Genomic DNA, 19310 nt, shown 5'->3' on the forward strand with positions numbered 1-19310 from the left:
GTGACAGCACTTAGCAGGAAGAACTGCCGTATTCAAATTAAAACCTGCAGCACTACAGTTTTTCACACAAGAAAATATTTGGAATTTAGTTAACGGGGCATTCTACCTAATAGGGCCCGGCGGGAAAATAGCATGCTGTTATAGGTGCGCCGCAGCGCAATATCATTTGCATCGACTGCATTGGAGAGGGCTTCAAAATGCCGCTGCAACCAGTTTATTTCCTCCTCCAGTTCCCGACGCAAACAGCGAATTTCACCTTTATCCTGGTTAAAGCGCAGATCGGGTCCAGACATCTGTGAGCCTCCTGAATTTGGAAATATCCAGATCCCCTTTAAAGCCTCCACCAGTGGTGGTGGAGGCACAAATATACTCTCTATATGTTTACTGGCGTCACACCCTAAGCAGCGGACTTATCCAGCAGTAGGGATTGCCAATCAAAAGAAGAATCGCCAATTACATAGAAAAAGGGATTCAGCAGAGAGTCTTTGGTGTTGTAGCGCAACAAATTAAACTCTTCGTCCACAACAATACCACCTGCTGCTTCAACTACAGCCTGAGCTGCCGCAGTATCCCACTCGCAAGTAGGAGCGAGACGCGGATACAAATCTGCTGCACCCTCAGCAACCAGGCATAATTTCAGCGACGAGCCCATATTTTTGCACTCGACAGCACCCAGTTCAGACTCGATACGTTGTACCAACTGGTCGACGGTGCCGGTTCCATGGCTGCGGCTGGCCACAAGCTCAACAACTTCACTATTATCCAGGCGCGGCCTCAGTGGACGCACCCGAATTTCAGTTTCGCCATTGGCATCGCGCTTAAAGGCTCCTTCGCCCTTGCAGCCGGCATAAGTGATATTCAGTACCGGTACGTAAACCACCCCCAAAACGGGCTCGCCATTTTCGATTAACGCGACATTTACGGTAAATTCACCGTTGCGTCGGATAAATTCTTTGGTGCCATCGAGCGGATCGACAATCCAGTAACGCTGCCACTGACTGCGCTCTTCGAACGAGGGCATTTCCTGCTCTTCTGATAAAACCGGTACTCCCTCGATAAGCTGTGCCAACGCCGGTTCCAGTACTTTGTGAGCGGCCAGATCTGCGGCAGTTACTGGGGAATCATCTTTCTTTGTCTCGACTTCCAACTCAGCGCTGCTGTGATAAACCTCGAGAATCGCCTCTCCCGCGCGTTTGCAGATCTCTATCACCTGCTCCAAAAGTGCTTTATCCATTACAACTCCATACTCTTTGAATTCACCATTATAAAATCTTAGGCGGAGAAAAGGTCCTGAACGGACAGATAGCGCTCACCAGTGTCATAGCTGAACACCAGTACCCGGCTGCCCGCATCCATCTCCCCCTCGCGCTTTTTCAGGGCCGCAAGGCTGGCACCGGAGGAGATACCCACAAAAATTCCCTCTTTTAATGCGCAACGACGCGCCATTTCAAAACTGTCTTCCTCACTCACCAATACAGTACCGTCGAGTACTTCCGTATTGAGTACCTGGGGTACAAAGCCGGCGCCGATACCCTGCAAACGATGCAGGCCTTTTTCTCCACCGCTAATCACCGGTGATTTCTCCGGCTCTACCGCATAGACCTGTAATTTTGGAAAGTGCTCTTTTAATACTTCACCACAGCCTGTGATATGCCCGCCAGTACCCACACCGGTAATCATATAATCCAGCCCCTCAGGAAAGTCTGCCAAGATTTCCTTGGAGGTAACATCCCGGTGCACCTGGGCATTGGCGCGGTTATTAAATTGTTGGGGCATCCAGCTATTCGCATGTGAGGCCAATAACTCCTCCGCCTTAGCAATAGCGCCGCCCATACCGCGCTCTTTAGGTGTAAGGACCAATTCTGCGCCCATTGCTTTCATGACCTGGCGACGCTCTACCGACATAGACTCCGGCATGGTCAGGATCAGGCGATAACCCTTCACGGCAGCAACCATCGCCAGTCCAATACCCGTATTACCAGAGGTCGGTTCGATTATTACCCCACCGGGCTGCAGGGCTCCACGACGCTCAGCATCCTCAATCATCGCCAAGGCAATTCGGTCCTTAATACTGCTGCCCGGATTAAAGCGCTCTACCTTCATCCAAACTTCTATATCGGGGCGGAAGAGGTGATTGATTCTTACGTGAGGGGTATTGCCGATTGTTTCCAGAATATTGGCCGCTTTCATCGGTGAGGCTCTCCATGACTAGTGCTCAAGGCAAACAACTGCCGGGCATGTATTTTCGATGTTCCATATTACCCCAGAAATGTCCCGCGGCCGGCACTGGAGAAAACTCAATTGGAATTAGAGAGTACAAGCTATCGATGATGCGGAGGAAAAGCGTTAAATTGATGGGGAGGTATACAAAATAAAAATAAGGTAAGTACCTATGTCCGTAGAAAATTCCGTACCCCAGCACAACTTTCGCAATTACCTGGTACCGATGTTCCTGGCCAGTGCCACTTTATTCATCTTTCTGGATACCTGGAAGCTAGATAACTTGTGGATGCCCGCGCTAAAAGCGCTGCCGATACTGTGCCTAATGATGATTGCCAGACTGGAGCTGCGGGGCAAAACCCTGCTTTTCACTTTTCTAGCCCTCAGTTCCTCCGCCATCGGGGATGTACTCCTCGAAATGCAATTCCCCCAACACTTTGTGTTTGGACTGGGTGCTTTTCTTATTGCCCAGCTAATCTACGCGCTGGGCTTCCTGCGTTTTGCGGAGCCCCCCAATCGGCGCAACCTTATTCGGACACTGCCTATAGTGATTGCCGCACTGCTTTTGGCTCAAATTATCCTCCCTGCTGCTGGGGATTTAGCCCCGGCGGTATTAGCGTATCTGCTGGCTATCCTCGCCATGGCAGTCGCCGCCGCAATGCACAAGGGTGACGCCACCCTGCTATTTGCCGGGGCGGTCATCTTTATGGCTTCAGATACATTGATTGCTATTAACAAGTTCATCACCCCTCTACCGCTAGCCGATGCCGCCATTATGCTCACCTACTACAGTGCGCAACTATGTATCCTGTACGGAATCCGCCGCGCCCAGGCATAATGCAAACGATCCGGGAAGGCAGTGGCAAGCCAACTAAACTTGTCTTCCCGCCCCATTTCAAAGAGGTACATAGCTCCCATGCTCGATTGGCGAAGTATCGATACCGTATTGCTGGACATGGACGGCACCCTGCTGGATTTGCATTACGACAATCATTTTTGGCTCACGCACCTGCCCAAGCGCTACGCTGAAGTCCACGGCTTTGACCCACAGGAAGCCCAGCAGAAGCTCGAGGCTGAGATCAATGCTCGCCGCGGTACGTTGGAGTGGTACTGCCTGGACTTCTGGGCGGAAAAACTGGAGCTGGATATCCTCAGCATATTGCGCGAGATTGAGACCCGCATCGCCCTGCGCCCTCACACTGAGGCGTTTCTGAGCGGCCTGCAACAACTGCAAAAGCCCACCTACCTCGTGACCAATGCGCACCGTCACGGGCTGGATCACAAGCTGGAGATCACCGGTATTGACCGCTGGTTTGACGGCATCATCTCCTCCCATGATTATGGACATGCCAAGGAGAGTGCCAATTTCTGGGACTCTCTGCGAGATAACCTGGAATTTGACCCGGAGAACACCCTGTTTGTCGACGATAACCAATCTGTTCTGAGCGCGGCCCAGGACTACGGTATCGCCCACCTATTGTGTATTCGCCAACCGGATAGCCGCGGGCCCAAACGGGAAATCACCAACTTCCCGGCGATCCATCATTTTGATGAGATCATGGCTTTTAACCGCAGCAGACTGGACACCGGGTCCGCCTGATTTCACAAGGAAACCATGGAAAAAGTACGTATCGATAAGTGGCTCTGGGCCGCGCGCTTCTTTAAGACTCGCAGCATTGCCAAGCAGGCGATCGAAGGTGGAAAAGTCCACGCCGATGGCCAGCGGGTCAAAGCCAGCAAGGAAGTCACTACCGGTGTCAAACTGAGCATCCGCCAGGGCTGGGATTTACTGGAAGTTGAAGTAATCGCTCTATCGGATCAGCGGCGCGGCGCCGAGATTGCGCGCACCTTATACCGCGAGACCGAAGACAGTATCGCCCGTCGGGAAAAAGAGAAAACCGAGCGACAGGCAGCCAATGCCGGGATACAACAGGAGCGGCCCAATAAAAAGCAACGCCGCCAGATACACCGCTTCCTGCGGGAACAAGAGTAGACTCAGCAGACAAAAGTGGTGAAATTTCCGCCATTTCCCACTTTAGCTGCTAAACTGCCCCCACTTAACCGGATAGAAAACAGCCATGTTGAAACGACTGATCGCCATTTCCCTGCTGGTTTTGCTCGGTACCCAAACCGCCCTAGCAGACAGCCGAGAACACGAGCAGCTCAAGCGCTCAATCATCAAGATTTACACCACCGCCGCCGCCCCGGATTATTTCAATCCCTGGGCCCTGCTCAACCCCAAGCAGCTGTCCGGTTCCGGTGCCGTCATCCGCAACCAGCAAATCCTGACCAACGCACACGTAGTGGCCAACGGCAGCTTTATCCAGGTACAGCGCCACGGCGATGCAAAGAAATTCCGCGCCCGAGTGAAATTTGTCTCCCACGATGCCGACCTCGCCCTGCTGACCGTCGATGACGAAAGCTTTTTCAACGATACCCGCCCTTTGGCCCTCGGAAAATTACCCGACCTGCAGGAAGAGGTCACCGTCTACGGCTACCCAATTGGTGGCAAATCCCTTTCGATTACCCGCGGAGTACTCTCCCGCGTGGAGCACCAATATTATGCCCATGCGGAAAGTTACCTGATGGCGGGCCAGATAGATGCGGCCATCAACCCGGGCAACAGCGGCGGTCCGGTTATCTCCAATGGCCGCATCGTCGGCGTGGCCATGCAAACCAACCAGAGCGCTGAAAACCTGGGTTACTTTGTCCCCCCCAGTGTGATCGCTCATGTCTTAGAAGATGCCAAGGACAATGTGCACCAAGGGTTCCCCGAACTGGGACTGGTAACCCAGAGCCTGGAAAGCCCATCGATGAAAAAGGCCGCCGGTCTCGAGGAAGACCAGGATGGTGCCATGGTCGTTAAAGTATTCGACAACTCCCCCGCAGCCGAAGTGTTCAAACCCGGCGATGTCCTGCTCGAAGTCGATGGCTTTAAAGTAGCGGCGGACCGGACTGTGGAGTGGAGGGAAAACCAGCGCACCAACTACCACTACGCCGTGGACCGCCACCATGTCGGTGAACGTTTACCGGTGCGCTTCTCCCGCGATGGTAAAGAGCAGACCGCTGAGGTCACGCTGGCCGCAACACCTCCCTCACGCGCTATGGTGCTGGGAGAGCAATTTGACCGCCAGCCCCGCTACTATATCTACGGCGGTGTTGTCTTTGTGCCCCTGAATATGAACCTGATCAAACGCTGGGGCAAAAACTGGCACTCCAAGGCGCCTATTGACTACCTCTATGCCCGCAATCAATGGAGTGACGAGGAACGCCGCGAGCTGGTCGTCGCCCTGAAAGTACTGCCTGCCAATGTGAACCTCGGTTACCACGACTGGAAGAACTGGATCATCGACTCAGTAAATGGCCACAGCATCAAGGACTTCGACGAGTTCGCTCAATTGATGGAAGGCAACAAGCAGGACTTTGTAGATTTGCGCGACCGCTCTGGATACCGGATGGTCTTGGATTCGGCAGAGGCCCAGGAACAGCAGCCTCTGATACTGCAGACCTACCACATCCCCCAGCGTCATTCGCAGGGGTTATTCAGCCAGCTGGCCAATAAAGAAGAATAGAAATATAGAAAGGCATGGAGTAGCCGTGAAATTACTGTGTCTACGTTCCGTAATAGGCGGCCTTATACTGGCCGCTAGTGCAACCGCAAGCAGCGCAGAGATGTACCGCTGGGTCGATGAAAATGGCCGGGTACACTTTGGCGATCGCCCCCCGACTGACGCCAAAGCCGAGGATGTTTCGGGGGATCTGGCCCCGATCAATTCTATTGGCTCCAATGGCAGTCGGCGGCCTATTTTAACAACCGCAACGAGATCGAGAGTTTCTCAAAAGGTTGATGATGAATACCGCGAGCGCCAATTGCGCGAGAAACAGGAAAAGCAGCAAAAGATGAAGAAAGCCTGCGACAAGGCCCGCAGTGACCTTGAGGCCATTCAAGGGCGGGTTGTGTTTCTCGACAATAACGGCAAAGAAGTGCGTCGCACCGAGCGGGAGAGACAGCAAATAGCTGAAAAGCTCCAGCGGGAAATTAAATACTATTGCGGCTAGTTACTTTCCTACTTGAGCGCTGACCCATTGTGATAAAGGGGTAGCGCTCTACATTCTTCCTCTACTGCACCAGCAATGATCAGCGACAGCTACCATTTAGGCATATCCACCTCTAAAATCCTGCGGTTTTAATACCGAGAGCCCCCGACCTATGTCCGATCAGCTGGAACGCTTTATTTTCTCCAAACACGATATTCGCGGACAGGTGGTGACACTTACTGATTCCTACCGCGATGTACTGGAACACAACCCGCTGCCTACGCCAGTGGCCCGCCTGCTGGGGGAATTCCTCACCGCAGCCAGCCTGCTTTCAACCACACTGAAATTCGAAGGTGTCCTGAGCCTCCAGGCCCGTGGCGAAGGCGATGTGCCGATGATTATGGCGGAGTGCACTCACCACAGCGACCTGCGCGGCATCGCCCGAGTTGCTGAGGGTGCACAAATCGACGAAAACGCCACCCTGCGCGATATGATCGGCCCCCGTGGAGCCCTGGCCATTACCCTTGAGCCAAAGCGCGGTGAGCGCTATCAAGGTGTGGTTCCCATGGAGCAGGACAACCTGGCCGGCTGCCTGGAAGACTACTTTAAGCAATCGGAACAGCTGGCTACCCGTGTATGGCTGGAAAGCAGTGACAATACCGTCGCCGGTCTTATGTTACAGATTCTGCCAGGCAATAATGCCGCCACGGAAGAAGAAAATCAGGACGCCTGGGAAACAGCGATTCACTTGGCGGAGACCGTAACTGACGAGGAGTTATTTACCGTTCCCCACCCAGAGCTGATTCACCGCCTATTCCACCAATTGGAGCCGGCAACCCTGGGTACCGACACTATTCGCTTCAAGTGCAGCTGCTCGAGAGAGCGCAGCGCCCGCGCGCTGGTTTCCCTGGGTGCAGAGGATGTCTACCGCCTGCTGGAAGAGCAGCAGGGTGAGATTATCGCGGACTGCCAATTCTGTAACACCCAGTACCGCTTTGACCGGGACCAAATTGAGTCGCTCCTCAACGCTCCCCCCCACACTCTTCACTGATCCTCGAAGGGCTGCGCAACCGCCGAATCCTCAGCGCAGCCCTACCACCTGACACCCCTAACCCCTCCATTAAATTCAAAAAAAAGAATAATTAGGGGTGTAGCCATAAATGGTGTGAATTTAGGTCGACATTATTTTCCATGACAGCGCTGTCATTGACTACAAAATAGCCATAGTTGGTATCCGCATATTTTGAATTTTGCAATAATGCGCCCCCAAAATTTTCTACGGCTGCCTAAACCTTGGGCAGCCCCATTTTATTTACTGTCCAACTTTCACGGGTATTCCACGAATGGCACAGATCGACGACTCCGCGATGGTCTTCAAGAACCTATCACCGGCACAATTGGTAGAGCAGGCTCTGACGCGCGGCGAGGGCAAGCTGTCAGATACAGGCGCTCTGGTGACTGAAACCGGCGCACGCACCGGTCGCTCCCCGGCTGACCGCTTTGTTGTAGAAGAGCCCTCCACTGCCGACAGCATCGCCTGGGGCAACGTCAACCGTCCTTTCCCGCAGGATAAGTTTGACGCCCTGTGGGATCGTGTAGAGGCTTTTGTTGCTGGTCACGATACTTTTGTTCAGCACCTGCATGTGGGCCAGGATGAAGACCACTACTTGCCAGTGGTAGTGACCACCCAAACTGCATGGCACAACCTGTTCGGCCGCAACATGTTTATCCGCGCCGAAAAGTACAACCCCAAGTCCAAGGAAGAGTGGCAAATCCTCCACGCTCCTCACTTTGTCTGTGAGCCCGAGCGCGATGGCACCAACTCCGAAGGCTGCGTAATTATCAACTTCGGCCAGCGCAAAGTACTGCTGGCCGGCATGCGTTACGCCGGCGAAATGAAGAAGGCCATGTTCTCCGTACAGAACTTCCTGCTGCCAGAAAAAGACGTAATGCCAATGCACTGCGCGGCTAACGTCGGCGAAGATGGCGATACCTGCCTGTTCTTCGGCCTGTCCGGTACCGGCAAGACCACCCTGTCCGCGGATCCCGAGCGCTACCTGATCGGTGACGATGAGCACGGCTGGACCAAGGGTGCCGTCTTCAATATGGAAGGTGGCTGCTACGCGAAAACCATCGACCTGAGCCAGAAAAATGAGCCGGTAATCTGGGATGCCATCCGTTTCGGTGCCATCGTTGAAAACGTGGTAACCAACGATCACGGCACTGCTGACTACTGCGACACCAGCCTGACTGAAAACGGCCGCTGCTCCTACCCGCTGGAACACGTCGAAATGCGTCAGCTGGAAAACCGCGCTGGCGAGCCGAAGAACGTTATCTTCCTGACTTGCGATGTATCCGGCGTACTGCCACCGGTATCCATCCTCTCCAAAGAGGCTGCGGCTTACCACTTCCTGTCTGGCTACACCGCCCGCGTAGGCTCCACCGAACTGGGCGCAGAGGCCGGTATCCACCCGACTTTCTCCACCTGCTTTGGCGCGCCGTTTATGCCCCGTGCACCGCGCGAATACGCAGACCTGCTGATGAAGCGCATAGAAGAGTTCGGCTCCAAGGTCTACCTGGTAAACACCGGTTGGACCGGCGGCTCCGGCGACAACGGCAAGCGCTTCCCGATTCCGGTAACCCGCGCTGTCGTTGCCGCTATCCAGAGCGACGCCCTGGAAGGCGTTGCCACTGAGCACCTGGATGCCCTGAACCTGGATATCCCGATGGAAGTGCCCGGCGTGGACAAGTCTTACCTGAACCCTCGTGAAGCCTGGGCTGACAAAGCTGCTTACGACGATCAGGCAGGCAAGCTGGCCAAGCTGTTCGCCGAGAACATTGAGAAGTTCAATGTCAGCGAAGACGTTAAAAATGCAGGCCCTAAAGCCTAAGTAGAGGTTGTCGGGCACAGTGCGCTGTCCGTGACCCAAAAGCCGCTGCTCCCCCAGGAGCAGCGGCTTTTTTTGTGGCTGATCCCAAGCCCGCGGCCCGTCGATTTTTGCGGCTATAGTGAGTAAACAGGCGCCGACGATTTTAGCGTCGGTGGAATAACTCTCTCAGCAGCAATCGGAGCACTATGTCCGCAGGTAACTCGTTTACTCGCTTCGAAACTCTGTTCCCACACAAGCCGCCCGGGCAAAGAGTCAATCGGGTGGTCGTCAGTGCCCTCGCTTTAATACTCAGTGCCATCCTGTTTACCCTCTGGCTCTATCTATTCCTCTCCTCGCAAGAGAAGTCCTATGTCGAGCAGCGTGGCTATCGCCTCGCCAACGAGGAGACCTTTAACAAATTCCTGCGAGAGGGCAGTAACCGCTCCAGCGTACAAGCACTCAATCAATTGCTTCGGGACCGGGGTGTCGCCGAGGTTTTTCCTATTCGTGATCTTCTGCGACAGGGAGGGGACTGGCTGGAACTGGGGGAACCCCCATTCGCCATACCGCCCAGGGACCAGTGGTCCAATATTGTGAAAACCCTCACCCTGGTGCGAGATCAGGTAATGCCGCTAATTGGCCCTGTCACTGTGGTTTCCGCTTACCGCACTGATGCCTACAACCGAAAACTTGCGACCGAAGACCAGCCCCGCCACCGTGACTTTTGCGGGCTGGACTTAATTCCGAATTCCAATATCGGTAAAAACGAACTCGCTGAAGAGCTAAGCACACTGGACGCACGCCTCGGTCCCGATAGCAATGTCGGGATGGGCCTGATTAACGATGTCCTGTTTCATGTCGATACCTGTGGCTATCGCACCTGGTAATTGAGGGAGCTGCCCGATGGTTATGCAAAGTAACAAAGAGTGCGTAGAAATCGGCCAGCGTCAACTGCGCCGGCGGATCATCATCATTGGGGCAATCGCACTGGCGATTCTCACCGGTCTATTTGTTTTTACTTACGAACGAGCGCGCGAGGCTGATGACCGGGTGAAATCCCCTATCGATATCCTACCGCTGCTAATGATCCCGGAGGTTTACGATATACAGGGCTATCCGGCAGCTTCCGAGAGGGCATTCAGCCGCTTCCTGAGCAAAGGCAATAACCATGCACGCTTTACTCAACTCAAAAAATTCCTGCGCTCCAACCGGGTTGACCAGGTTGTGCAACCCTATGAACTATTGCGTCAGGGCAGTGACTGGCAGGATTTGGACGAACCCGCATTCGCCATCCCTCCCAAGGAACTCTGGTGGGGCATCGTAAATACTCTGCGGGTAATCGAGCGGGAAATAGTGCCCCGCGTCGGCCCAGTAACAGTGGTCTCCGGGTGGCGCACAGTGGATTACAACCGTAAGGCCGGGGGTTCCAAGGGAAGTAAACATCTGCATTTCTGCGGGCTGGATATAGTTCCGAAAAAGAAGTTCTCCCGAGAGCAATTGGTACCCGTACTGAGGGATATCCACAAGCGCAACGGCCGCGAGTGGCAAATGGGCCTCGGAATCTATCGGGGCATTCGATTTCACGTGGATACGTGCGGATATAGGCGCTGGTAAAACCCCACCGCATCTGCTTAGATAGAGCAAAAATTAGGCGCCCTACCACTGGGCTGCCGAAAGAGAAGCAGAGGAAGTCGCAGTGCAAGAAAAACTGGAAAGGCGCTCATTTATATTGACCTTGTTATTGGTCAGCGTAGCTTTTTTACTCCTAATAAAACCCTTCTTTACCCCTATTTTTTGGGCTTGTGCCACCGCACTGATTTTCTACCCCGTGTACCGTCTGCTGATGCAGCGCTTTCCCAATTCGCCTAATTTAATGGCTCTGCTAACCCTGTTTATGTGTATCGTTCTATTGGTGATACCCGTATTGGTAGTGGCCACCTCTTTTATTAATGAAGCGGTAACTCTGTATCACCGGATCCAGGAAGGACAAATTGATGTTTCTAAATCCTTTGAGCAGATTCGCAGTGCTTTCCCCAGGGTTAACAGCACGCTCGAAAGTATTGGCGTGGATGTCGAGGAGGCCAAGCAGCGCCTGATGGGTGGAGTGATGAATGCCGGTAGCTTCGTCGCAAAAAATGCGATTGAGGTCGGACAGAATACTGTTAACTTTTTCGTTATGTTGGGTTTAATGCTTTACCTCACCTTCTTCCTGATTCGCGATGGCGAAAGGCTGGTAAACCTGATTATCCATGCCCTACCACTGGGTGATGAGCGCGAGCACCTTTTGCTGGCAAAGTTTGCTGAAGTCACTCGCGCAACCATCAAAGGAAATCTGGTAGTCGCTATTACCCAGGGCGGCTTGGGCGGAATTATTTTCTGGGTGCTGGGCCTACCGGCACCGGTCCTTTGGGGTGTATTAATGACCCTGTTGTCATTATTGCCCGCCGTCGGTGCCGCATTGATCTGGTTCCCCGCTTCTATTTACCTCTATGCTATTGGCGAACCCATGAAGGCAACGATTTTACTCGCCTATGGTTTCACCGTGATCAGCCTGGTAGATAACCTGTTGCGCCCAATATTGGTGGGCCGAGACACAAAACTCCCCGACTATTTAGTGCTTTTCTCCACTGTCGGCGGTCTGTTTATGTTTGGAATCAGTGGCTTTGCGATAGGCCCTCTTCTCGCTGCACTATTCCTCGCCTTCTGGGAAATTTTTATGCGTGAGTTTGTGCATCCCGAAGATGTCTTAATGCCACAAAAACCTGAAGATCTTTAACCTGTTCCCCGGGGCGGAAAAGCCTTAATTCCGCCCCACCCAATTAATATGCAAAGTCAGCTCGCACAACAGCTCAGTGGGCAGCCTCCTATAGCTCTTTCAGCTGCAAATTGAGATCGCTCATCGGCGACTGATCAACCAACAGTGCTCCCTCATTTGCCCGATCCAAATCCGCCACCAGTAAAATCACTGTTGAGAAAGTCAGGGCCAAAGCTATAACTACCTGGGCAGATCCCCCGCGACTTATACCCAACTGGTATCCAATTGCCAGCATCGCCAAAATGGTCATAAAGTACAGGGAGAGCCAGAGTGGACCCGGTATACGGTATTGCAGCCCAACCACAACCCTGGCGCGGTGCAGATCTACCATCCCGTTAACCTGCTCGGCAAACTGGCGTAAATAATCGGCGTTGTAATCCTGTGCGATGTGCGCCTCGATCATACGCCAAAGAGCCTGGTGAATTTCCTCACTGCGAGCTACATCTTCCGGAGTGACGGCGATTGATGGGTCAATATCCCTAAGATTTGCATATTCAGCTATTAGGTCTCGCGCCTTATCCTGCTTATCCAATTGCAGAAAGCTCGCATTTAAATATGCGGCCTGGATGGTATTGACCTCCTGCAACAGCAATGCCTTGCGTTCATTAAATCGGTCGGCTGTCATATTAAAGGTAAATGCCAAAACGAATGCGACCAGGCCCAAAGTGGCAGCTACCGCACTGCCCAGGGAAGAATCCTCCTTGATACTGGCATTCACTACCCGCCGCTGACCCAGATAAATCCCCACAGCTAAAGCGCAAAGCACTACGGCAACTGAAATGGTATAGATCAGTGGAAGTGGCAGAGTATAGAAAAGGCTGTCAAAGCGCATTTAAGCCCATGCAAAACGGCAAGTCCATAACGGTGCATTGACGCACCAATATTCTTACTTTGGCGCATAAAGCATAGCAGTTATAGCAGAGCTATTGGCCAGTTAGGCCTTTGGGCAGTAGCATAGGCGTATCGGTAAACTTCAAGGGAAATATTCGTGAAATATCTGCTGACCCTCTTAATTACGGCGTTTATCAGCCTTCCCAGCCTCGCTCTGGAAGTTGGTGAAATGGCACCAAATTTCACTTTACAGGGGTCTGATGGCCAAACCCACACATTGGCGGACCTCCAAGGCAAAAGCGCTGTTGTGATCGCCTGGTTTCCCAAGGCATTCACCCGTGGCTGCACCATAGAGTGTAAATCGCTCGCCCAAAACGGTCACTTGATCAAAGATTATGAAGTCACCTACTTTATGGCCAGTACAGATGATCTTGACGATAACACCCGATTTGCTGAAGAGAGCGAAGCGGACTTCCCGTTACTCAGTGACCCCACCGGTGAAACGGCTAAAGCGTACGATGTACTTATTCCCGTAATGAATATCGCCCGTCGCGTTACCATTTATATCGGTAAAGATGGACGAATTAAAAAAATTGACAAAGATATTAAACCGGCAAGCAGCGCAGAGGATATAGCGCGAACGCTTGGTGAATTGGGTGTTAAAAAGGAGTCAGCCTGAAAATAAATAGTCCGGAGTGACTAAATATATGGTGGAATAGCCCAGTGCTCTATTGGGCTATTGGGAATCAATGACAAAAGATATCCCAAAACAGCAATCCCGCCCTTCAAATTCATCCAACCACTTGCAGACATTCAACGTAACCTCTCCTCGGCTGGATTTATCGACATACTCTTGCAGGTGCTCGGGTTTCCCTGAGGAAAAAACCCGATCATCCGCAGCTTTTAATGCATCAGCATTATTTGACCAAGGAAGTTCCCGGTCTGTCTTACCAGTCACTTCACCACCGGCCAATTGACATATTTGGCGATTACCCCATAGATATACGCCTGTTTGATCTTTAACCCAAAATAAAAATGGAACCTCGGCAACTACTTTCAGTTCATCAGCAGTCATATCGTCTCAATCATTTAAATACCAGCAATTAACTCTAATTTTAGCAGGCAATAAGAATATCACTCAGGATTCTATACATAGCTGCATTTTCAAATTTATTCGCTGGAACAAAAAATACCTATCTAAATAAATATTAATAGATTACTGCTAGTAAAAGACTCAATCAGGAAAAAAATAAATTAAGAGCGGCCTGATAATGAGATATGAGTATATTTCAAGTAGGTCTTCCCATCGTGTTTGGTAAGACCTCACTGTTATTTACTCTCCACCAATTTCCAATTCTTTTAACTTCCGTGTCAGGGTATTTCTACCCCATCCCAACAGATCAGCTGCATCGCGTTTACGCCCAGCTGTATGCTTTAGCGCAATTTCTATTAACGCTTTTTCAAATGCGGGAACAGCCTCATTTAAGATTTCGCGCTGCCCAGAGGATAGGGCCTGGTCGGCCCATAGGCGCAGAGCTTTTTGCCAGTCTGCAGGTGTTTCTGTCGTCGCTCCCTGCTGATGCAACTCCTGTGGCAAATCTTCAATATGTACCTCGCGTCCGGAGGCCATTACGGTAATCCAGCGGCAGGTATTTTCCAGTTGTCGCACATTACCGGGCCAATCCAGCCCAGAGAGATACTCCTCAGTTTCCTTGGTTAGGATCTTTGACTCCACCCCCAGATCTTTTGCCGCAGCATTAAAGAAATGCCTCACCAATCGCGGAATATCCTCACGGCGATCCGCCAGTCTTGGAATATGGATGCGAATAACATTCAGGCGGTGAAACAGGTCCTCGCGAAATTTATGCTGACATACCAACTCTTCCAGATCCTGGTGAGTCGCCGCAATAATACGCACATCCACTTTGACCGGGGTGTGGCCACCGACACGGTAAAATTCACCATCAGCCAACACGCGCAATAACCGGGTTTGCGTATCCGCGGGCATATCACCAATTTCATCTAAAAAGAGGGTGCCACCATTGGCCTGTTCAAAACGTCCGGCACGCTGGGAGCTGGCACCGGTAAAGGCCCCTTTTTCATGGCCAAATAATTCAGACTCCATCAGGTCCTTGGGTATAGCCGCCATGTTCAATGCAATAAATGGCTTATCCCTGCGCGGACTGTGATTGTGCAGAGCCTGCGCCACCAACTCCTTACCGGTGCCGGATTCACCGTTGATTAAAACGGTGATGTTGGAATGAGACAAACGGCCAATCGCACGGAAGACCTCCTGCATCGCCGGCGCTTCTCCAATAATTTCTTTATTACCCTGACCATTTTCCGGCTCAACCCATTCTTCAGCACTCTGTTCGCTGGCGTGCATCAATGCGCGCCGGGTTACCGCTACGGCCTCATCAATATCAAATGGCTTGGGCAGGTATTCAAAGGCTCCCCCTTGGTAAGCAGCTACCGCGCTATCCAGGTCCGAGTGCGCAGTCATAATAATTATCGGCAGGCTCGGTCGTTCAGCCTGGAAACGCTGCAATAATTTAAAGCCATCGGAGCCTGGCATACGGATATCACTGATTACTACATCCGGTGAATCGCTATAGAAATCATCTAGGGCGCGGTCGCCACTCTCGTAGCACTGGGTATCAATCCCCTCACGCGATAGCGCTCTTTCCAGCACCCAGCGGATTGATCTGTCGTCGTCAATAATCCAAACGCGATTACTCATTCTCTAGGTTCCTGTATTTGCTAATTCGGTAGTCAGGGGCAGATAAATTTGGAAAATGCTACGGCCGGGTTGGCTGTCACACTTAATCAACCCCTTGTGCTGATTGATAATGTTCTGGGAAATCGAAAGTCCAAGACCTGAACCCTCGGCGCGGCCGGAGATCATCGGGAAGAATATCCGCTCGCGAATTTCCTCCGGTATGCCCGGGCCGTTATCTTCAATTTCTATACGGCAGACCAATGGGCAATTTCGGCGGCCAATGGTGAATTGGCGCTGGATACGCGTGCGCAGTACCATCTCCCCGCTACTGAGACCAATACTTTCATCGATAGCTTGCATGGCGTTGCGGGCAATATTAAGCAGCGCCTGAATCAATTGTTCGCTATCTGCGGGGACATCGGGAATAGACGGATCGTAATCCCTGCGAATTTGAAGCTCGCCGATACACTCTGCATCCAGCAACTGGGCAACCCGCTCCAGAACCTCGTGCACATTAACCGGTTGCAGTACTACCGGCTGGCGTGGTCCCAATAAACGGTCAACCAGATTGCGCAGGCGATCCACTTCCTCAATGATAATCTGTGTATATTCGTCTAACTCTCGGTCCGGCAACTCGCGCTGCAATAGTTGTGCCGCCCCGCGGATACCACCGAGGGGGTTCTTGACCTCATGGGCCATACCGCGAACCAGGTTTCGTGTCGTTTCCTGGGCACTGAGCAGCGCATCTTCCCTGGCAATTCGCAACAGGCGATCCATCGGCTGCACTTCCACAAGTAGCACAGAAAACTCGGGAACCGGGCTGACTGAGTAATCCACGGTCCGGGTTTCAAGATTGTTCAACCTCCAACTGGCCCGGCGCACTGTATACTTCTCATTTTTGCGCAATGCTTCCCGCATAGCCTCATAGGCAGTGGGAGATTCTCGCACCACCTCCTCCAACTTCGAGCCTTTAACCCGGGTACTGGAGGCGGCCAACAAGTCCTCAGCAGCATTGTTCAAATAGCAAAGCGATAAGTTTTCATCCAGCACCAACACTGCGGAAGTCAGGCTATCGAGTAATTGGCGCAACTGGCGATCATTCAGCATTCACAAAATTTCCGATTCATTCCGAGGCTCTGACCAAACTCCCTTTGATCACCCCCAGCAAACTAGCGCTGTATCTAGTCAGTGCAAAAAGCAAACCAAAATGGCGCATAAGCTGGCATTTGTAGGCGGAAGCAGCTTCAACCGGACACAATCAGTGCGCGATTAGCAACAACGGCATTGCGAGTATTCAGTCTCAGAAATAGGATGCCGCCGACCACAGAGAGAATGCACCATTAAGGTGCACAGGTCAAAAAACAGGCAGGCGGACTTTAGAGCGAAGTAAGGGGTAGCGGGAGCTTTGCACTCCCTCAAACATTCACCCCCGAGCTATCGGGCGCTTGACATGAATTGTGATCGTTTGCGACTGGGCCAATACTTGCCCTTTGGGCCCTAGCAGAACCGCCTTGAGCGTATGGGTACCGCGGACCAGGGCGGAGATATCCAGGGAGTTACCAGCCGAACTTCCCTGCCAGCGCTGCCCATCAATAACCGCATAAAAGCTAGCGCCCTCTGGATAATTGGGGGCCACATCCACCTGAAGCGCTATCAGTGTCTGCCCTGGCGGAATAGTCGCCTCATTAATTGGACTCACAATTCGAATCGATACCGGCCCCAACTCTTCATCATCACTTTTGGGCGACAGCTTTCTTGTGGGCAGCTGGCGGGGCAGCGCAATAGGCTGGATATTGATTGGGGCTAAATCCACTTTCTCTGAGTTGCCATTTGCCGGTGGTGTATCGCTAAAACTGACCTGGCCATCGGGCCCAACCACTTTGTAGATCGCGCCAGCCTCTTCATTCTCTTGAGAAGCCGCAACTGCCACCAGAGGCATTGCGAGTAACATGGCCTTTAATTGCCAAAACCTTGCCATAGTGTTTTCGACCGCAGGGCGGACGCTCCTTTCTTCCCAGATCGGGCCAATGTGATATTCCTGAGCCTCCGCATAGCGGCACTCAATTCACTTCCACTGACAGTGTACCCGCAATAAAAAAGCCCGCACCAGAGTGGCGCGGGCTTTTCGAGAACGGCTCGACGGCATCATCGTGATGCCGCTCGCCATTACACGGAGTAGTACATATCGAACTCGACCGGGTGAGTGGTCATGTTCAGGCGCTCTACTTCTTCACGCTTCAGCTCGATGTAGGCATCGATAGCGTCGTTAGTGAATACACCACCGGCTGTCAGGAACTCGCGATCCTGGTCCAGAGCATCCAGGGCGCCTTCCAGGCTGGAAGCGACAGTCGGGTACTCAGCCAACTCTTCCGGCGGCAGATCGTACAGGTCCTTGTCCGCAGCATCGCCAGGGTGGATCTTGTTCTTGATACCGTCGAGACCCGCCATCAGCAGTGCGGCGAAAGACAGGTATGGGTTGGCGGTCGGGTCCGGGAAGCGAGTCTCGATGCGCTTGCCTTTCGGGGAGGGCACGAAAGGAATACGGATAGACGCAGAGCGGTTACGCGCAGAGTAAGCCAGGATTACCGGCGCTTCGAAGCCAGGTACCAGACGCTTGTAAGAGTTGGTGGAAGCGTTGCACAGCGCGTTCAGGGCGCGAGCATGCTTAACGATACCGCCGATGTAGTACAGAGCAGCTTCGGACAGACCAGCGTAGGCGTCACCGGCAAACTGGTTTACGCCATCCTTGCTAAAGGACTGGTGAACGTGCATACCGGAACCGTTATCGCCAACCAGCGGCTTGGGCATAAAGGTCGCGGTCTTGCCGTAGGCGTGGGCAACGTTGTGTACAGCGTACTTGAGGATCTGTACTTCGTCCGCTTTCTTAGTCAGGGTGTTGGCGGCAACGCCGATCTCACACTGGCCAGCAGTACCCACTTCGTGGTGATGCACTTCTACGCGCAGGCCCATCTGTTCCATCGCAGAACACATTGCGGCGCGAACGTCGTGCAGGGAATCCACCGGAGGAACCGGGAAGTAACCGCCTTTAACGCCGGGACGGTGACCAATATTGCCTTCTGCAAAGTTGTGACCTGAGGACCAGGCTGCTTCTTCGGAGTTGATCTTGTAGAAGGCGCCGCCCATTTCGGCACCCCAGGTGATGTCGTCGAATACGAAGAACTCGGGCTCGGGACCGAACAGAGCGGTGTCACCCAGGCCAGTGGACTTCAGGTATTCCTCAGCGCGCAATGCGATGGAGCGAGGATCGCGCTCGTAACCCTGACCAGTAATTGGGTCGACGATGTTACAGCGAATGATAACGGTGCTCTCATCGGTGAAGGGGTCGAGGAAAGCTGTCTCGTCGTCCGGCATCAGGATCATGTCGGATTCGTTGATGCCCTTCCAACCGGCGATGGAAGAACCATCGAACATTTTGCCTTCTTCAAAGAACTCACCGTCAACTTCCGACGCAGGGATGGAAACGTGTTGTTCTTTACCCTTGGTATCGGTAAAGCGCAGGTCTATCCATTTCGCTTCACTTTCATTAATCAAACCGAGCGTTTTCGCTGACATTGCAGTCCTCCAGGTCTTGAAAAGTAATTGGTCGCTATGCCTTGCTGTCGCTGCCGGCATTCACTCTCTACCTGGCGTGAAATAAAGCAAGGAGTGTGCCAAATTAGGGCAATCGCCTCATAGTCCCGGTTGGCGCCGGTGCGAGTCCCAGCAAAGTGCTGACGCAGCCAGGATAGATGTATTGTGGCCGAGCAGCCACATAAATACGCACCAAAATAGAACATACTTGCTCTCGCTTCGCCCG

General features: G+C 52.7%; 21 protein-coding genes. 11 read left to right on the top strand and 10 right to left on the bottom strand.

From position 1 onward, the window contains the following. Positions 1-89: 89 nt before the first annotated feature. The 3 genes from ACJJI8_RS04795 to cysK all read right to left on the bottom strand — a co-directional run bounded on the left by ACJJI8_RS04795 (position 90) and on the right by cysK (position 2190). A complete protein-coding gene (locus ACJJI8_RS04795) occupies positions 90-293 on the bottom strand; it encodes a hypothetical protein (protein WP_108734878.1) in 204 nt (67 codons plus the stop codon). 104 nt (positions 294-397) lie between these two features. Beyond that, positions 398-1234 carry a 3'(2'),5'-bisphosphate nucleotidase CysQ gene (cysQ, locus tag ACJJI8_RS04800; protein ID WP_444915249.1) on the bottom strand — a complete coding sequence of 279 codons (837 nt, stop codon included), beginning with the start codon at positions 1232-1234 and terminating at the stop codon, positions 398-400. Between the two features lie 38 nt (positions 1235-1272). After that, positions 1273-2190, bottom strand: coding sequence for a cysteine synthase A (cysK, locus tag ACJJI8_RS04805; protein ID WP_413663701.1), 918 nt, complete (start codon positions 2188-2190; stop codon positions 1273-1275). Positions 2191-2392: 202 nt separating this feature from the next. On the opposite strand from cysK, the gene ACJJI8_RS04810 reads away from it, so the two are divergent. From ACJJI8_RS04810 to ACJJI8_RS04855, 10 genes are all read left to right on the top strand, one after another. Beyond that, on the top strand, positions 2393-3058 hold the full coding sequence (locus tag ACJJI8_RS04810; RefSeq protein ID WP_444915248.1) for a lysoplasmalogenase: 666 nt from the start codon (positions 2393-2395) through the stop codon (positions 3056-3058). 78 nt (positions 3059-3136) lie between these two features. Next, complete coding sequence (yrfG, locus tag ACJJI8_RS04815; protein WP_444915247.1) at positions 3137-3820, top strand: GMP/IMP nucleotidase; 684 nt, start codon at positions 3137-3139, stop codon at positions 3818-3820. A gap of 15 nt (positions 3821-3835) precedes the next feature. After that, entirely contained in the window at positions 3836-4213 is a 378-nt protein-coding gene (locus ACJJI8_RS04820; RefSeq protein WP_444915246.1) for an Hsp15 family ribosome-associated heat shock protein, read from the top strand. Between the two features lie 85 nt (positions 4214-4298). Beyond that, positions 4299-5792 carry a S1C family serine protease gene (locus ACJJI8_RS04825; protein ID WP_444915245.1) on the top strand — a complete coding sequence of 498 codons (1494 nt, stop codon included), beginning with the start codon at positions 4299-4301 and terminating at the stop codon, positions 5790-5792. A 25-nt stretch (positions 5793-5817) separates the two neighbouring features. Further along, on the top strand, positions 5818-6279 hold the full coding sequence (locus ACJJI8_RS04830) for a DUF4124 domain-containing protein (protein ID WP_444915244.1): 462 nt from the start codon (positions 5818-5820) through the stop codon (positions 6277-6279). 151 nt (positions 6280-6430) lie between these two features. Beyond that, positions 6431-7309, top strand: a complete 879-nt coding sequence (gene hslO / locus ACJJI8_RS04835) for an Hsp33 family molecular chaperone HslO (protein ID WP_282930825.1) — start codon at positions 6431-6433, stop codon at positions 7307-7309. A 292-nt stretch (positions 7310-7601) separates the two neighbouring features. Next, on the top strand, positions 7602-9149 hold the full coding sequence (locus tag ACJJI8_RS04840) for a phosphoenolpyruvate carboxykinase (RefSeq protein ID WP_444934423.1): 1548 nt from the start codon (positions 7602-7604) through the stop codon (positions 9147-9149). 185 nt (positions 9150-9334) lie between these two features. Further along, positions 9335-10015 carry a hypothetical protein gene (locus ACJJI8_RS04845; RefSeq protein WP_444934424.1) on the top strand — a complete coding sequence of 227 codons (681 nt, stop codon included), beginning with the start codon at positions 9335-9337 and terminating at the stop codon, positions 10013-10015. Positions 10016-10031: 16 nt separating this feature from the next. Further along, complete coding sequence (locus ACJJI8_RS04850) at positions 10032-10742, top strand: D-Ala-D-Ala carboxypeptidase family metallohydrolase (protein WP_444934425.1); 711 nt, start codon at positions 10032-10034, stop codon at positions 10740-10742. A gap of 82 nt (positions 10743-10824) precedes the next feature. Continuing rightward, complete coding sequence (locus ACJJI8_RS04855) at positions 10825-11904, top strand: AI-2E family transporter (RefSeq protein WP_413663709.1); 1080 nt, start codon at positions 10825-10827, stop codon at positions 11902-11904. A gap of 88 nt (positions 11905-11992) precedes the next feature. On the opposite strand, the gene ACJJI8_RS04860 is transcribed toward ACJJI8_RS04855, so the two are convergent. Beyond that, positions 11993-12775: a bestrophin-like domain gene (locus ACJJI8_RS04860; protein ID WP_444934426.1), complete on the bottom strand. Its 783-nt coding sequence runs from the start codon at positions 12773-12775 to the stop codon at positions 11993-11995. Positions 12776-12931: 156 nt separating this feature from the next. Here ACJJI8_RS04860 and ACJJI8_RS04865 point away from each other — a divergent pair, with 156 nt between their 5' ends. Beyond that, positions 12932-13453 (top strand): peroxiredoxin family protein, encoded by a 522-nt coding sequence (locus ACJJI8_RS04865; RefSeq protein ID WP_444934427.1) that lies wholly within the window; start codon positions 12932-12934, stop codon positions 13451-13453. Positions 13454-13510: 57 nt separating this feature from the next. Here ACJJI8_RS04865 and ACJJI8_RS04870 read toward each other — a convergent pair whose 3' ends face one another. From ACJJI8_RS04870 to ACJJI8_RS04895, 6 genes are all read right to left on the bottom strand, one after another. Then, complete coding sequence (locus tag ACJJI8_RS04870; protein WP_444918517.1) at positions 13511-13849, bottom strand: PAS domain-containing protein; 339 nt, start codon at positions 13847-13849, stop codon at positions 13511-13513. A 258-nt stretch (positions 13850-14107) separates the two neighbouring features. Further along, positions 14108-15514 carry a nitrogen regulation protein NR(I) gene (gene ntrC / locus ACJJI8_RS04875; RefSeq protein WP_444934428.1) on the bottom strand — a complete coding sequence of 469 codons (1407 nt, stop codon included), beginning with the start codon at positions 15512-15514 and terminating at the stop codon, positions 14108-14110. A 3-nt stretch (positions 15515-15517) separates the two neighbouring features. Next, a complete protein-coding gene (glnL, locus tag ACJJI8_RS04880; protein WP_444934429.1) occupies positions 15518-16600 on the bottom strand; it encodes a nitrogen regulation protein NR(II) in 1083 nt (360 codons plus the stop codon). Between the two features lie 316 nt (positions 16601-16916). Beyond that, a complete protein-coding gene (locus ACJJI8_RS04885) occupies positions 16917-17471 on the bottom strand; it encodes a DUF4124 domain-containing protein (RefSeq protein ID WP_444918520.1) in 555 nt (184 codons plus the stop codon). 188 nt (positions 17472-17659) lie between these two features. Next, positions 17660-19066 (bottom strand): glutamate--ammonia ligase, encoded by a 1407-nt coding sequence (gene glnA, locus ACJJI8_RS04890; protein ID WP_108734896.1) that lies wholly within the window; start codon positions 19064-19066, stop codon positions 17660-17662. Further along, positions 19042-19290, bottom strand: coding sequence for a hypothetical protein (locus ACJJI8_RS04895; RefSeq protein WP_444934430.1), 249 nt, complete (start codon positions 19288-19290; stop codon positions 19042-19044). Before ACJJI8_RS04895 ends, glnA begins: the two co-directional genes overlap by 25 nt. Positions 19291-19310 lie beyond the last annotated feature (20 nt).

The organism is Microbulbifer maximicatervae (SeqCode), assembly GCF_052467695.1.

Coding starts and splice junctions, on each gene's coding strand:
- ACJJI8_RS04795 (WP_108734878.1), bottom strand. CDS start 293: ATGTCTGGACCCGATCTGCGCTTTAACCAGGATAAAGGTGAAATTCGC.
- cysQ (WP_444915249.1), bottom strand. CDS start 1,234: ATGGATAAAGCACTTTTGGAGCAGGTGATAGAGATCTGCAAACGCGCG.
- cysK (WP_413663701.1), bottom strand. CDS start 2,190: ATGAAAGCGGCCAATATTCTGGAAACAATCGGCAATACCCCTCACGTA.
- ACJJI8_RS04810 (WP_444915248.1), top strand. CDS start 2,393: ATGTCCGTAGAAAATTCCGTACCCCAGCACAACTTTCGCAATTACCTG.
- yrfG (WP_444915247.1), top strand. CDS start 3,137: ATGCTCGATTGGCGAAGTATCGATACCGTATTGCTGGACATGGACGGC.
- ACJJI8_RS04820 (WP_444915246.1), top strand. CDS start 3,836: ATGGAAAAAGTACGTATCGATAAGTGGCTCTGGGCCGCGCGCTTCTTT.
- ACJJI8_RS04825 (WP_444915245.1), top strand. CDS start 4,299: ATGTTGAAACGACTGATCGCCATTTCCCTGCTGGTTTTGCTCGGTACC.
- hslO (WP_282930825.1), top strand. CDS start 6,431: ATGTCCGATCAGCTGGAACGCTTTATTTTCTCCAAACACGATATTCGC.
- ACJJI8_RS04840 (WP_444934423.1), top strand. CDS start 7,602: ATGGCACAGATCGACGACTCCGCGATGGTCTTCAAGAACCTATCACCG.
- ACJJI8_RS04845 (WP_444934424.1), top strand. CDS start 9,335: ATGTCCGCAGGTAACTCGTTTACTCGCTTCGAAACTCTGTTCCCACAC.
- ACJJI8_RS04850 (WP_444934425.1), top strand. CDS start 10,032: ATGGTTATGCAAAGTAACAAAGAGTGCGTAGAAATCGGCCAGCGTCAA.
- ACJJI8_RS04860 (WP_444934426.1), bottom strand. CDS start 12,775: ATGCGCTTTGACAGCCTTTTCTATACTCTGCCACTTCCACTGATCTAT.
- ACJJI8_RS04870 (WP_444918517.1), bottom strand. CDS start 13,849: ATGACTGCTGATGAACTGAAAGTAGTTGCCGAGGTTCCATTTTTATTT.
- ntrC (WP_444934428.1), bottom strand. CDS start 15,514: ATGAGTAATCGCGTTTGGATTATTGACGACGACAGATCAATCCGCTGG.
- glnL (WP_444934429.1), bottom strand. CDS start 16,600: ATGCTGAATGATCGCCAGTTGCGCCAATTACTCGATAGCCTGACTTCC.
- ACJJI8_RS04885 (WP_444918520.1), bottom strand. CDS start 17,471: ATGGCAAGGTTTTGGCAATTAAAGGCCATGTTACTCGCAATGCCTCTG.
- glnA (WP_108734896.1), bottom strand. CDS start 19,066: ATGTCAGCGAAAACGCTCGGTTTGATTAATGAAAGTGAAGCGAAATGG.
- ACJJI8_RS04895 (WP_444934430.1), bottom strand. CDS start 19,290: ATGTTCTATTTTGGTGCGTATTTATGTGGCTGCTCGGCCACAATACAT.